This is a genomic window from Corynebacterium sp. MSK044 (assembly GCF_030232825.1).
GTDB lineage: Bacteria > Actinomycetota > Actinomycetes > Mycobacteriales > Mycobacteriaceae > Corynebacterium.
The window spans coordinates 49,615-62,619 of the sequence record NZ_JASPJJ010000015.1 but is presented as its reverse complement, the minus strand read 5'-3'; the positions used below and the strand labels follow the sequence as shown (position 1 = coordinate 62,619).

Here is a 13,005-nt window from a genome sequence, read left to right as displayed (position 1 = left end):
AATGGCTGTGGCCTACCCCGACCGCTTCGACAAATACCTGTAAAAACAGCCCCACACACAAATAACTTGACACGCTCGCTGAGTATCTTGGTGTTACGGATGCGGATGCAGCGGTGTACGGGGCAGAAAATTGGGATCCTGGCCGTAACACGGATGGCTTGAAGGCTAATAACCCTGAGACTGTTACACGGCTAGCGGGCAAGCTTGGTGGCATTGATCTCGCTACGTTGAAGGATGCGTCGGCTGTGGGCGAGTTGGCTACCATTTATGCTCAGGCGGTACAGCGTGGTGATGGCATCGTGATCTTGATGAACTAGATGCTTTGAATGGTCCTGGGTATTACTGCCTATTTTTATGATGAGGTCAATCGGCTTGTTGGGATCCGGGGTCCGCAGGCGGAGGTTGCTTTTGGGTTTGATGCTTATGGGCGGGCTATTTCTGAGACGGTGAATCGGCCTGAGTTTTTGAGAGTGGCGTGTTACGTGGCGTGAAGGCCTGCGTGGTTTTCTCGTTGGTAGTTGGCGTAGTGCTCGATCGGCGGGATATGCCCGAGCGAGGAATGCAACCGCTGGTGATTATACCAGTGGACCCATCCGGCTGTGGCGCGTTCTACCTCACCCCAGTGCGTCCACATCCTGGCCTCGAAATCAATGAGCTCAGACTTATATAACCTGATCGTTGACTCCATCAGACCGTTGTCGTAAGCGTCACCGACGGTGCCGATAGACCCGTCCATCTGATGGACGGCCAGCAGACGGCGCAGATCTGTGGAGGTGTACTGCGAACCCGCGTCCGAGTGATGGATCACCCCGGCTGAGTCAAAGTATGGGTCTTGGCGCTGGCGTAGCGACAGTGCCTGTCGCAGTGCGCGGATTGCCAAGGACCTCGTCGGTCTGGTGTCCACGACATACGCCAGGATCTCACGGGTGAACACGTCGGTGACAAAAGCCACGTAGCTGAAACCGCAGCTGGTGTGCACATACGTGAAATCAGCGACCCACCACTGATCGGGGCGCTGAGCCTGGAACCAGGCGCGTTGAATGCGATCCGGGAAACGCTGCGCGGTGGGATCAGCAATGGTGGTGCGTGTGGTCTTGCGTCGGAGTACACCCGCGATTCCAAGGATCTTCATCAGGCGTTGCACCTGGTCACGGCCGATGTTCCAGCCTGACCGGTGGGCGGCTTTCCATAGTTTGCGTCGCCCGTAGACCCGCCGATTAGCCACCCACAGCTCAAAGAGTCGGTGCGCGGCATGCGCCTCGTCCAGCTCGGCAGGGGTGGGCCCGAAACCACGGGCCTGGAAGCGGTAGAACGTTGCTGGTGAAATGGTGTATTCATGCTCGTTGAGCACGCGGCACATCCGCTCGATGGAATACAGGTGCCGGTGAGTGCGGAGGAAGTCCACGATCACTTCAGTTTGCGGTCGAGCTCCGCCTGAGCGAAAAAAGCTGAGGCCAGTTTCAAAATTTCGTTGGCTTCTTTGAGCCTGGCGTTTTCTTTGCGCAGGGTGATAAGTTCCGCGTCTTTTTCTGCAGCGGATTGCTCAACGGCCACGACTGTCTTCTTCTCCTCCACACGTACCCAGTTGCGGATAGTGGATGTTTTGATACCGATGACCGCTTCGACAGCCCGTAGTGCGGCTGCCTTGGATTCGGCGCCGTCAGCAAGCTCCTCGAAGTATAGGCGCACCGCTCGCTGGCGGGTCTCCTGGTCGTAGGGGCTCATAGCCATGATATTCCTCCTGTGTTACATCATGCCCTCTCACCAACCCAGGCCGGTTTATAAAGGGGCCAGTCGAAGCTGGATCGCAGCGAGATCCCGAATGCGTGGCGTGATCTTCACATGGCCGTCTCCCCTAACGGTCACGTTTCCATTCGTCCCATCGGGCGCTGTCGGGTGCAATGCTCAATCGAATCTTAGTGTGCGCCCGGTCACGGCCGGAGGATACACTGGCCACTATGTCTAAACAGCGTGTCCTCTCCGGAATCCAGCCCACCGCCGACTCGTACCACCTGGGTAACTACCTAGGTGCGTTGAAGCAGTGGATTGACCTGCAAGATGACTATGAGGCGTTTTACTTCATTCCGGATTTGCACGCGATCACGGTGGACCAGGATCCGGAGGAGTTGCGTGAGCGCACACTGAAGGGTGTTGCGCAGCTGATTGCGCTGGGTATTGATCCGGATAAGTCGACGTTGTTTGTGCAGTCGCATGTGCCGGCGCACGCGGAGTTGACGTGGGTGCTGCAGTGCCTGACGGGCTTCGGCGAGGCCAGCCGTATGACGCAGTTCAAGGACAAGTCGGCGAAGCAGGGGCAGGACAGGACATCTGTAGGTCTGTTCACCTACCCGATGCTGATGGCGGCAGATATTTTGCTGTACTCGCCGCAGCTCGTGCCGGTGGGTGAGGATCAGCGCCAGCACTTGGAGCTCACTCGCACGCTCGCGGAGCGTTTCAACGCACGCTACGGCACGACGTTCGTGGTGCCGGATGGTTTCATTCCAGAGGGTTCGGCGAAGATCTATGACCTGCAGGAGCCGACGGCGAAGATGAGTAAGTCGGGCGCGAACCCGAAGGGTTTGATCAACTTGCTCGATGATCCGAAGACATCTGCGAAGCGCATCAAGTCCGCCGTCACGGACAACGACGGTGTTGTCGCTTTCGATCGTGAGAACAAGCCGGGCGTGTCCAACCTGCTGGCCATCCAGTCGGCGCTCACCGGCGAGGCAATCGACGCGCTCGTGCAGAAGTACGAGGGCCAGGGCTACGGCGCGCTCAAGGGTGATACGGCCGATGCGCTTGAAGCCTTTACGACGCCGCTTCGCGCCCGCTACGACGAACTGATCGCCGACCGCGCTGAACTGGAAAACATCCTTGCCCGTGGCGCTGATCGTGCGCGCGAATTGGCCAATCCACTCCTGGCGGATGTGTACGAGAAGGTCGGCTTCTACGCACCGAAGCGCTAAACCTCGTTAGAGTGGGGCGGACAACTAATGAGAAAGGACCGCCACCACATGGCTACATCCACGTCACCCCGTAAGGGATTTACGGACGAGCAGGGCATTGAGCGTGCTCACCCGAGCCAGAAAGATGAGGGGGTTGTAGCCGAGGTGAAGGAGAACGCACCGCCGGTCGCCCACCTCTTGCGCATGAATGACCGGTTCGGTGCCCAGGGCGGCAACCAGTTTGCTGCCGGAATTACGTACTTCTCCGTTCTGTCGATTTTCCCGCTGACCATGTTGCTCTTCGCAGCAATGGGTTTCGTGCTAGCGGCACGCCCGGATTTGTTGGAGCAGATCCAGGATCAGATCGCGCAGTCCGTCTCCGGTGACACGGGTGACATGATCATTCAGCTGGTGGACGCCGCGATCGCGCAGCGCGGTGCGGTGGCCGGCATCGGTTTGCTGACCACTCTGTGGTCCGGCCTTGGCTGGATGAACCACTTGCGCACCGGCATCAGTGCCATGTGGGCGCTGGATGCAAATGAGGGTGGCGGCAACTTCATCACGAAGAAGCTCGCGGACCTCGTTGCACTCATCGGTTTGCTGGTGCTCCTCATCGTTGCCTTCGGCGTCACTGCAGTGGGCTCTTCAAGCTTGACGACGACTGCCATGGAACACTTCGGCCTCGGCAATTTCCCCGGCGCCCGGTTCGTCGTCTTCCTGGTTGCCCTTATTGCCGGTATCGCTGCTAACTTCCTGGTGTTCTGGTGGATGGTCGTGTTCATGCCGCGTACCAAGGTGCCGAAGAAGTCCGGCCTCAAGGGTGCCCTGCTGGGTGCCGTGCTCTTTGAGCTGATTAAGCAGTTCTCCACCGTCATCGTTGGCTCCGCCACCGGCAACCCAGCCGGTGCGATTTTCGGCCCGATCATCTCCCTGATGGTCGTGCTCTACCTCGTCTGGCGCGTGGTGCTCTACGTCTCCGCGTGGACTGCCACCACCGAGGAATCCTTGGCGCTGGAGGAGCCGAAGATTCCGGAACCAGCAGTGATCAACATCCGCGCCGCAGCTGCCCAGCCGGACAACACCGGCCGCAGCATCGGCATCGGTGCCGCTATTGGCGCTGCTGGCGTCGCCGCGCTTTCGCTTTTGACGCGACGCTAAACCACGTACCCACGCCCGCCAGGGCGATCACTGCGGCTAAAACCGCGATGCCTTCCCACGGCGGTGACTCACCGTCGCTGGCCGGGGGTTCTTCGTTGGGGGAGGGGGTGGTGGGGGCGGAGACGTCGATAAGCGATGCGACTGCCTTCGAACGTGGGACCTTGTACCCCTCATGGATAAGCTGTTGGGTTTGCTCCCAGGCGCGGGCGCGATCGACGGTGGTGTCGAGCACGATGGCCATGATGCGGCGGCCGTTGCGGTCAAGCGCGCCGACAAACGTGTGCTTCGCATCATCCGTGAAGCCGGTCTTGCCCCCGATACCATCCGGGTCATTGAGGTAGAGATTATTGTCGTTCCAGACGTCGAAGTCCTCGTAGACCGTGCCATCCTTCGTGGTGTAGCCGGGGAAGGGGTAGGACTCCGTAGAGATGATCTCGGTGAACACCGGGTTCGCATACGCCGCGCGATACGCCAAGCCCATATCCCACGCCGAGGTGGACATCCCCGGTGCGTCCAAACCTGAGTAGCTGGCCGCGCGCGTGTCCTTCATACCCAGCTCGGCGGCCTTGGCGTTGACCTTCTTCAGCGTCTTCTCATCCCCGCCGAGAGCCTGTGCGAGCGCGTGTGCGGCATCATTGCCGGACACCATGAGCAGCCCGTGTAGCAGGTCACCGACGGTGTACTCCCCGCCACCACCCAAGCCCACCGCGGAGCCCTCCTGGCCAGCGGATTCATCGCTGACGGTGACCTTCTTGTCCAGCGGCAACTCCTCAATGACCACCAGCGCTAGCAGCGCCTTAATGATCGACGCCGGCCGGTACCGTCCATGCGGATCCTTCATCGCAATCACGTCACCGGTATCAATGTCCGCCACCAGCCACGCCGTAGCCAGCACATCATCGCTGACCGTGAACCCGTCCGGGGCGATGACGCCGCACGGCCCGTCGTAGGTCACCGGCAGCGGTGTGGGCGTCGGCGAGCCCGGCGCAATGCGTTCCGACGTACTCACCGCCTCCGGCGGCCACGTCGCCTGCGGGCAGCTGTCTGTGTTCGGGGCGTGCTCGCGCGGGGCGGGGGTGATCACCGTGTCAGTGGGGTCGGTGGGATCGGTGTCTGCTGTGGCGATGGGCGTGGCGAGTGGCGCGGCGAGTAGGCCTGGCAGAGCTGCGGCGATGACGGCTGTTTTCAGGCGGGCGCTATGGGCCTTGGTATGGGCCTTGGTATGGGCAGGAAAGTCACGGGAAAACATCGTTGAGACAGTCTAGGCCCGCTTGTCTGGTGGTCCTTTGTGGCGCGCCCAGATAGCTAAGCCTCACCTCAAAAATGCCCTCTGACCTGCAGTTAGTTAGTGCTTACTTGCTTGCGGGGGTGGATGGAATTGGCGTAGATATGGAGTCATGAGCGAAAAGGAATCCCAGAAGACATCCTCGGCCAGCACCGTGCTGCCTGAGCACTACCCGGAAGTCGAAGTAGAAACCCACGGCATGGGCGAGAAACTCAACCGCCTGCGTGCCGCTGTGTTGGGTGCCAACGATGGCATCGTGTCAACCGCGGCTGTCGTGGTGGGTGTCGCGGGTGCGACTAACTCGCTACGGGAGATCGCCACGGCTGGTGTCGCTGCCCTCGTTGGTGGTGCCGTCTCGATGGCGCTTGGCGAGTACGTCTCCGTCTCCTCCCAACGCGACGCCGAAGAAGCCGCCATTGAAACCGAACGTGGGCTGCACGACGCCGACCCAGAGGCGGAACTTAACCACCTCGTCCAGGCGTACAAGAACTCCGGCCTGAGCGAAGAGACCGCCATTGCTGTTGCCCGCGAGCGCACGCGGATTGATCCGCTCGGCGCCCACCTGGAGATCCACTACGGCATTGACCAGGAAGACCTGGTCAACCCGTGGTCCGCCGCGACCGCCTCCTTCATCTCCTTCTTCCTGGGTGCGCTGCTGCCGTTGGCTGCTGTGCTTCTCGCCCCGGAGATGGCGCGAGTGGTGGTCACGGTGGTGGTCACCCTCATCGCACTGGCTATCACCGGTGCGATCTCCGCCAAGCTCGGCGGGGCGAAGCCGGCCAAGGCCGTGGTCCGACTGGTCGTCGGTGGTGGCCTGGCCCTGGCGGTTACCTACCTCGTGGGTACGTTGCTGGGAACTGGGATGGCTTAAAGCTCGGCTTAAAGCCAGCTAAGGAGCCTGCCCAACAACGAAGGTGTGCCCTCAACTCCCGGGAGTTGAGGGCACACCTGGTGTTTTAGAGGGGGTTGTGCACGAATCTTGAGAATCGTGCATAGACCGTCTCGGGCGGACTGATTACTACGAACTCTCCGGAGTTCGTAGTACGTCCTGCGCGTTTAATGAATTCCTGTAGCGTTTCGGGGAGTTGATCGCGCCGGGGCCCGAAACAGCCCGCGCCCCCGACCCGACTAGAACTTCGAGAACCGCTTGACCAGGATCTCCTCGAGGCTCTTCCAGCCCTCGGCCTTGTCGGTGAAGGGGGCGGAGGGGACGTAGCCGGCGGCCTCGGTGGAGCCGAGCATGTAGGCGAGGTAGTCCTGCATGCGGGGGTTGGCTAGGAGGAAGGAGTTCAACGAGTCGTCGTTGGCCCAGTCGGCGGCGTCGGCCATGAGCTCGTAGGCCTTGGCCATCTGTTTGGTGTCCACGGCGTCAACGCCCTTATCGATGTCAGCGGCGATGCCGTTGAAGGAGTAGGAGTTATCCGGGTGGACGGTGACCTCGAGTTCGCCGGAGTTGGCCAGGTTCATGATGTCAGGCCAGGTGGATACGGCGGCGAGGTCATGGTCGTCATTGTCCACGATCCAGCGGGCCATGTGCTTGGCGGTGGGGAAAGTGAAGATCTCGCCGTATTTGCCCAGGAAGATGGGGGCGCCGTCGACGTAGGTGCGCATGGTGTACACGCCCTTGCCCTGGACGGTGATTTTCACGGGGTCGATGCCGGCTTCGGCCCAGGCGGAGATGTCGTAGGGGTCGGCGGCGGCGCGGGCGGCTTCGGCTTCCTTCTCGGCAGCGGAGCGGGCCTCTTCGCGGGCGGTGGTCGCGGCGGCGATGGAATCAGCAGCGGCGCTCACGCGCTTGGAGTCCAGCTCGGAATCTTCCACGACGCGCACGGCCTCGTCGAGGGAGTGGACCACGTTTTCCCAGTTGGCCAGCACGGTGCGGCCAACACCGGACCATTCGGACAGCCCGTTGTCGCCGGAGTAGTGCTCATGGCCACGGTTGATGTTGCCAAGGATGGAGTGGGAGGCGAAGAAGATTTGTGCGTCGGTGGCGCTGGCTACTTCCGCGAGGGAGCGGGCCAGCTGGAAACCACGTGCGACGGCGGAGACGTTTTCGTGGCTGGGGCGTCCGGCGAGGTAGGACGGCAGGCCGATGATGTCATAAACATTCTTCTCACCTGGCACAACGCGGTCATCCCCGCCGGCCTGGAAGGCGGGCCATTTCGGGTGGTCAGTGAGGTCGTGGTCGGTGTGGTCCTCGAGGTAGACCAGCAGGGCTTCGGGGCTGTTGAACACTAGGACGTTGTCCTTGTCGCCGAGGAAGGCTTGCCATTCTGTGCCACCTTGGCGCCAAGTGGGGGCCCAGAGGGTGTAGAAGTCACCCTCGGTCAAGGAGATTTTCACCGGGAGGATCGCGCGCGTACTCATGTCCTGTCACATTACTCAATGAGCATGAGGTTTCGCGCGCTACCCCGTTGGGCGCCAGAAGCCTTTGAAAGGCATGCCGATGTTGTTGGTGCGCACGGGGTTCATCTGCACGGGTGAGCCGGCCTCGATCATCTGCCCGTCGCCGGCGTACATGGCTACGTGTCCAGACCAGACGACGAGGTCACCGGGTTGGAGTTCCTCGTAGCTTACTTGCCGTCCGACGGCTTGGCTTTCGGCGGTGCGTGGAATGTCCATGCCGGCTTGCTTATAGGCCCATGAGGTCAGCCCGGAGCAGTCGAATCCGCCAGGCGCGCTGCCTCCCCACACATAGGGGGTGCCCAGTTGGCTCTTCGCGGCTTCCACGGCTGCGCGCCCCACGGCGTTACTGCCTTCTTGCTTATCGACGCCCCCTGGCACCCCTCCGACCCCCTCACCCAACTCCTCCACCCCTGCCAGCTGCCGGAGCTGGCTTTCAGCGGCGTAATTGGCGGCGGTGGGAACGAGCTGCTCGCGGGCGGCCGCGGCTGTAACGAGCCCTTCGAGGCGGTTCACCAGTGGCTGGAGTTCCCCTTCCAGTTGGTTGAGGCGTTCAGCTACGGCGGTGAAAGCTTGGGTGGCTAGTCCCACGAGCTGCGCCATGACTCCTGCCGCGCCGGGGCCCGCCAGCAGGCCTGGAAGCAAGGGTGCGGCTTGGGCTAGGAAGCGTTGACCGATTCCCAGGATGTCCAGACCGGCGGCGTGGATGAGGGGAGTGGCGTCGTGGAGGGTGGTGGTGAGGGTGCTGTGATCGTCGAAAAGCGAGCGGGCTGCGCGAAGCATACGGTGAGGATCGGCGCCGACGATGGCGGCGAGTGGTGCGACCGACGCGAAATCTGGCAGCGAGGGGACGGTGACCTGCGGCAAAGCGGCGGGCGCGGCCTGGGCGATTGTGGCTACGACGGATCCGATGTCGAAGATCATGGCTGTACCCCCTCGAAGACGCGGGCGGTGGAGCTGTCCATGCGCACGGCTCCCGCGGTGAAGACCTCCATGTTGGTGGCGGTGCGGTGCGCCTCGCGTGAGAGGAGTGCCGCCTGCTCATTCACGGACGTGACGGCCTTGTGTACCGCGGCACAAAGCGCAGCAACGGGCCCGGCGTCAGGCAACGGAGGGAGATTGATGGGGTGGGTCGCGGCGGCGTCGCTACGCAAGCGCGCAATATGGTCGGCGGCTGTGGTTGTGTCAAAGAAAAGATCAGAAAATGAAGTGTCCATACTTACTTTGACTGCCTTAACCCCCCATTCGGTTCCCTCCGAACCGAAAATTTCTGGTTAGCATTGTGTTCATGCAGATCACCGTCATCGAACACCCGCTGGCAATTTCCCGTCTCACCCGCTTGCGTGACAAGCGAACCAGCAATTCCAGCTTCCGCGCAGCCCTGTCAGACCTTGGCTCCATGCTTATTTACGAAGCATCCCGAGACCTGGAAACAGAGACTTTCGATTGTGAAACCCCCGTGGGCACCGCAAACGGCGTGCGCCTGAAGCAGCCACCGATCATCGTGCCCATCATCCGCGCCGGGCTTGGCCTGGTGGACCCATCTTTGGCCATGATCCCGGATGCGCAGGTGGGCTTCATTGGTTTGGCGCGCGACGAGGAGACCCATGAGCCGGTCCCGTACCTGGAGGCCCTGCCTGAGGATCTTTCCGGCCAGCCGGTGTTCCTGGTTGATCCTATGTTGGCCACTGGTGGATCGTTGGTGCATGCGATTGAGCTGCTCACGGACCGCGGTGCGGATGACATCACCGTGGTCACCGTGGTGTGCGCACAGCCGGGTGTGGACCGGATCGCGGAACTTGATGCGCCTCTGCGCCTTGTCACCGCTGCCATCGACCCAGGCCTCAACGAGGACGCCTACATCGTCCCTGGCCTCGGTGATGCGGGCGATCGCCTGTACGGACCACGCAACATTCATTTGTAGTGGCTTAGCTGTAGACAGCCTCTGCGTGGCTGCGCTAGTCTCGCAGGGGAAAACACCTACTGCTGCTTCAGGGGGAAGCGCACCGTAAAGGGGGGATGATGGACACAACACGTGACCCGTATGTGGACCATGCGAGCGGGCGTGAAACTTTCGACGAGGTGGTCAGCGACTCACGCTGGGCCAGCCTCGGCTTTTCTATGTCAGAGCGGCTCCGGGCTATCCGGGAGCTCCGGGGTTTGAGCCAGAAGCGCCTGGCTACTGTGGCCGGGTTATCGCGCACCGTGGTGTCCAACTTGGAGCGCAACCAGCACACCGGCGCGCGGTCATCTGACCCCACGTTGTCCACGGTGTATCGCCTGGCCTACGCGCTGCGTGTGCCGCCGGCGATGCTGCTGCCCGGGGTGGTGGAGGAGCTTGGGGACGTCTGCTGGGAGCGCTTCGAGCCCGTGTCAATGGCGGAGATGCTCAACCTCGACTAACTGCACAGCTTGGTCTAGTAGTACAGTCTCACCCAGAAACATTGGTGCTTGTTAGGCCTTAAGAGGGAGTGCGCTGTGGGACTGTCCGCCCAGATTGACTCGTGGTTTACCGCCCACCGCGATGAGATTATCGGGTGGCGCCGTCACCTTCACGCCAACCCGGAAGTGTCCCACCATGAGGTGGAGACCACCGCGTTCATCGCGCAGACGCTGCGGGACTACGGCCTGGAGCCGCACCTATTCCCAGAGACGGGCCTGTACGTGGACATCGGCCCTGAGGACAATGAGAAGCTGGCCTTCCGCGCGGACATTGATGCACTGCGTGTGGAGGAAGTTTCCAATCTGCCTTTCGCCTCCCGCGTCCCCGGTGTGTCCCACTCCTGTGGCCATGATGTGCACACCACGATCTGTTTGGCACTCGCGTGTGCCTTATCGACGCTTGACCTACCCTTTGGCATCCGCATTATCTTCCAACCAGCCGAAGAAGTCATGGATGGCGGCGCCCCGGATGTGATCAAGTGGGGTGGCCTGGATGGTGTGGCGTGTATCTATGCGGTGCATGCGGAACCGAAGATCCGGGTGGGCCAAATTGGTGTGCGTACCGGTGCGATTACCTCGGCGGCTGATGTGTTGCGCATTGCCGTCAATGGTCCTGGTGGGCACACATCCCGCCCGCACCTGACCAATGATGTGGTGTACGCCTTGGGCAGCCTTGTCACCCAACTTCCGGCCTTGCTGTCGCGCCGTGTGGATCCGCGCACGGGCACCGTGCTGGTCTTCGGCCAGATTGAGGCGGGCATTGCGCCGAATGCGGTGCCGAAGACCGGTCGCATTGGCGGCACGATCCGGACCCAGGACATTGGTACGTGGCGGAGCCTGGAACCGCTGATGGAAGAGCTCGTGGCGGATGTTGTGGCCCCGACTGGCTGCGCCCACGAGCTGACATACATCCGTGGCGTGCCACCGGTGATGAACGATGACGTGGCTACCTCCGCGCTCGTGGAAGCTGCCCGTGCGGTTGACCCGCATGCCGTGATTCAGGCACCACAGTCCAGTGGTGGGGAAGACTTCTCCTGGTACCTCGAGCAGGTTCCGGGCTCCATGGCGCGCTTGGGTTGTTGGTCTGGCACCGGCCAGAAGTATGACCTGCACCGCGGGGACATTGATATTGATGAGCGCTGCATCGACGTTGGCGTCCGCCTCTTCGCCTCTGTCGTGGAACGCTTCGGCGGAATGCAGGATGCGCAGGCCGCTGCGTTGACCTAGACCTCGCTAGGTCTAGGTCAACTAGGCAAGCGGACACACGATGCGCACGGATTCTGCTTGACGGCTAGAGTGGGCGGACGGAAACTTTTCAAACCTGATTTGACGCAAGCTGTGTAAGGAGACGTGCGTGTCCAAGAAAATTGTCATTATCGGCGGCGGCCCGGGCGGATACGAGGCGGCGCTGGTGGGCAGCCAGTACGGTGCGGACATCACTCTCATTGAGCAGCTTGGTGTGGGTGGCTCGGGCATTCTGCGTGACGTGGTGCCGTCGAAAGGCTTCATCGCTGGTACGAACGTGAAAACGGACTTGCGTCGTGCGGATGCCATGGGCCTCAAGCACGGCCTGGGTGATGTGAACCTGTCTATCCCAGCCTTGAATAACCGTGTGGTTGCGCTGGCGTCGGAGCAGTCCCGTGACATTCGCCAGCAGCTAGAGCGTGCTGGCGTGCGTGTGGTGAACGGCAAGGGCCGCTTCGCATCCCGCCAGGAAGGACACACCACGCACCGCGTGAAGGCGGAGCTGCCGGACGGCACGATGGAGACTTACGACTGTGACATCGTGCTCATTGCCACCGGTGCTTCCCCGCGTGTGTTGCCGGATGCGAAGCCGGATGGCCGCCGCATTCTGAACTGGCAGCAGATGTATGACCTGATTGAGGAACCAGAGCACCTCGTCGTGGTCGGTTCTGGTGTGACGGGTGCGGAGTTCGTTTCTGCCTACGCTGAACTGGGCGTGAAGGTCACCATGGTTGGTTCCTCTGACCGCATCCTTCCGCACGATGACGCGGACGCGGCGGACGTGCTGGAGCAGGTTCTGTCCAACCGTGATGTGACGCTGGTGAAGGACGCACGCGTGGACAGCGTGGAAAACACCGGTGACGGTGTGGTCGTGCGTACGAGCGACGGCCGGGAGATCACCGGCTCCCACTGCTTGATGTCCATTGGTTCCATCCCGAACACCAAGGACCTCATGCTGGAATCTCAGGGCGTGGACGTCACCCCATCGGGCCATATTCATGTGGACCGCGTGTCCCGCACCAACGTTTCCGGCATTTACGCGGCGGGTGACTGTACGGATCTCATGCCGTTGGCATCCGTTGCCGCGATGCAGGGCCGCATTGCCATGTACCACGCGCTGGGTGAAGGCGTGGAGCCACTGCGTATCCGCACGGTGGGCAATGCCGTGTTCACCCGTCCGGAGATCGCCGCTGTGGGCATCACTGAGGCACAGATCAAGAACGGTGAGTATGACGCCGACGTCATCAAACTCAACCTAGCCACCAACCCGCGTGCGAAGATGCGTTCGCTGACCTCCGGTTTTGTGAAGATCTTCTCCCGCAAAGGCTCCGGCCAGGTGCTCGGCGGCGTGATCGTTGCGCCGACGGCATCGGAGCTCATCTTGTCGCTGACCATCGCCGTGACCAACAACCTCACTGTCGAGGACCTGGGTAATTCCATGGCCGTCTACCCGTCCCTGTCCGGTTCCATCACCGAGGCAGCACGCCGCCTGGTGGACAAGACCGACCTGAACTAAACGCGAATTTT

13 protein-coding genes are annotated in these 13,005 nt (G+C 61.6%); 8 read left to right on the top strand and 5 right to left on the bottom strand.

Annotated elements, in window-relative coordinates; genetic code table 11:
- The first annotated feature begins 158 nt into the window (after window positions 1-158).
- Window positions 159-317, top strand: coding sequence for a hypothetical protein (locus tag QP994_RS08940; protein WP_284866322.1), 159 nt, complete (start codon window positions 159-161; stop codon window positions 315-317).
- Window positions 318-478: 161 nt separating this feature from the next.
- Here QP994_RS08940 and QP994_RS08935 read toward each other — a convergent pair.
- Window positions 479-1,734 (bottom strand): IS3 family transposase gene (locus QP994_RS08935; protein ID WP_502870036.1). Its coding sequence is split into 2 segments (ribosomal slippage): window positions 479-1,449 and window positions 1,449-1,734, totalling 1,257 coding nucleotides; the frame shifts between segments, so codons are not numbered across the junction.
- A 224-nt stretch (window positions 1,735-1,958) separates the two neighbouring features.
- Here QP994_RS08935 and trpS point away from each other — a divergent pair.
- On the top strand, window positions 1,959-2,966 hold the full coding sequence (trpS, locus tag QP994_RS08930) for a tryptophan--tRNA ligase (RefSeq protein ID WP_284855529.1): 1,008 nt from the start codon (window positions 1,959-1,961) through the stop codon (window positions 2,964-2,966).
- 48 nt (window positions 2,967-3,014) lie between these two features.
- Window positions 3,015-4,103 (top strand): YhjD/YihY/BrkB family envelope integrity protein, encoded by a 1,089-nt coding sequence (locus tag QP994_RS08925; protein WP_284866318.1) that lies wholly within the window; start codon window positions 3,015-3,017, stop codon window positions 4,101-4,103.
- Here the strand turns inward: QP994_RS08925 and QP994_RS08920 are convergent.
- Complete coding sequence (locus QP994_RS08920) at window positions 4,054-5,352, bottom strand: D-alanyl-D-alanine carboxypeptidase family protein (RefSeq protein WP_284866316.1); 1,299 nt, start codon at window positions 5,350-5,352, stop codon at window positions 4,054-4,056. The two genes, QP994_RS08925 and QP994_RS08920, sit on opposite strands and share 50 nt — an antisense overlap.
- Window positions 5,353-5,500: 148 nt before the next feature.
- On the opposite strand from QP994_RS08920, the gene QP994_RS08915 reads away from it, so the two are divergent.
- Entirely contained in the window at window positions 5,501-6,259 is a 759-nt protein-coding gene (locus QP994_RS08915; protein ID WP_284866314.1) for a VIT1/CCC1 transporter family protein, read from the top strand.
- Window positions 6,260-6,516: 257 nt separating this feature from the next.
- On the opposite strand, the gene QP994_RS08910 is transcribed toward QP994_RS08915, so the two are convergent.
- From QP994_RS08910 to QP994_RS08900, 3 genes are read right to left on the bottom strand one after another with little or no spacing between them, the layout of a single operon-like run.
- On the bottom strand, window positions 6,517-7,755 hold the full coding sequence (locus tag QP994_RS08910) for a SatS C-terminal domain-containing protein (protein ID WP_284866313.1): 1,239 nt from the start codon (window positions 7,753-7,755) through the stop codon (window positions 6,517-6,519).
- 39 nt (window positions 7,756-7,794) lie between these two features.
- On the bottom strand, window positions 7,795-8,715 hold the full coding sequence (locus QP994_RS08905; protein WP_284855524.1) for a C40 family peptidase: 921 nt from the start codon (window positions 8,713-8,715) through the stop codon (window positions 7,795-7,797).
- Window positions 8,712-9,008, bottom strand: coding sequence for a hypothetical protein (locus QP994_RS08900; RefSeq protein WP_284855523.1), 297 nt, complete (start codon window positions 9,006-9,008; stop codon window positions 8,712-8,714). The genes QP994_RS08905 and QP994_RS08900 overlap by 4 nt, the downstream gene beginning before the upstream one ends.
- A gap of 71 nt (window positions 9,009-9,079) precedes the next feature.
- Here QP994_RS08900 and upp point away from each other — a divergent pair, with 71 nt between their 5' ends.
- The 4 genes from upp (at window position 9,080) to QP994_RS08880 (ending at window position 12,994) form a co-directional block, all read left to right on the top strand.
- Window positions 9,080-9,715, top strand: coding sequence for a uracil phosphoribosyltransferase (gene upp, locus QP994_RS08895; RefSeq protein ID WP_102724067.1), 636 nt, complete (start codon window positions 9,080-9,082; stop codon window positions 9,713-9,715).
- A gap of 98 nt (window positions 9,716-9,813) precedes the next feature.
- Window positions 9,814-10,194: a helix-turn-helix domain-containing protein gene (locus QP994_RS08890; RefSeq protein ID WP_102724066.1), complete on the top strand. Its 381-nt coding sequence runs from the start codon at window positions 9,814-9,816 to the stop codon at window positions 10,192-10,194.
- Between the two features lie 75 nt (window positions 10,195-10,269).
- Window positions 10,270-11,460, top strand: a complete 1,191-nt coding sequence (locus QP994_RS08885; protein ID WP_284855522.1) for an amidohydrolase — start codon at window positions 10,270-10,272, stop codon at window positions 11,458-11,460.
- A gap of 127 nt (window positions 11,461-11,587) precedes the next feature.
- Window positions 11,588-12,994 (top strand): NAD(P)H-quinone dehydrogenase, encoded by a 1,407-nt coding sequence (locus QP994_RS08880; protein WP_284855521.1) that lies wholly within the window; start codon window positions 11,588-11,590, stop codon window positions 12,992-12,994.
- Window positions 12,995-13,005: the final 11 nt, after the last annotated feature.

What these genes read in the sequence shown, in the direction of transcription:
- trpS (WP_284855529.1), top strand. Translation starts at nt 1,959, where the DNA reads ATGTCTAAACAGCGTGTCCTCTCCGGAATCCAGCCCACCGCCGACTCG.
- QP994_RS08925 (WP_284866318.1), top strand. Translation starts at nt 3,015, where the DNA reads ATGGCTACATCCACGTCACCCCGTAAGGGATTTACGGACGAGCAGGGC.
- QP994_RS08920 (WP_284866316.1), bottom strand. Translation starts at nt 5,352, where the DNA reads ATGTTTTCCCGTGACTTTCCTGCCCATACCAAGGCCCATACCAAGGCC.
- QP994_RS08915 (WP_284866314.1), top strand. Translation starts at nt 5,501, where the DNA reads ATGAGCGAAAAGGAATCCCAGAAGACATCCTCGGCCAGCACCGTGCTG.
- QP994_RS08910 (WP_284866313.1), bottom strand. Translation starts at nt 7,755, where the DNA reads ATGAGTACGCGCGCGATCCTCCCGGTGAAAATCTCCTTGACCGAGGGT.
- QP994_RS08905 (WP_284855524.1), bottom strand. Translation starts at nt 8,715, where the DNA reads ATGATCTTCGACATCGGATCCGTCGTAGCCACAATCGCCCAGGCCGCG.
- QP994_RS08900 (WP_284855523.1), bottom strand. Translation starts at nt 9,008, where the DNA reads ATGGACACTTCATTTTCTGATCTTTTCTTTGACACAACCACAGCCGCC.
- upp (WP_102724067.1), top strand. Translation starts at nt 9,080, where the DNA reads ATGCAGATCACCGTCATCGAACACCCGCTGGCAATTTCCCGTCTCACC.
- QP994_RS08890 (WP_102724066.1), top strand. Translation starts at nt 9,814, where the DNA reads ATGGACACAACACGTGACCCGTATGTGGACCATGCGAGCGGGCGTGAA.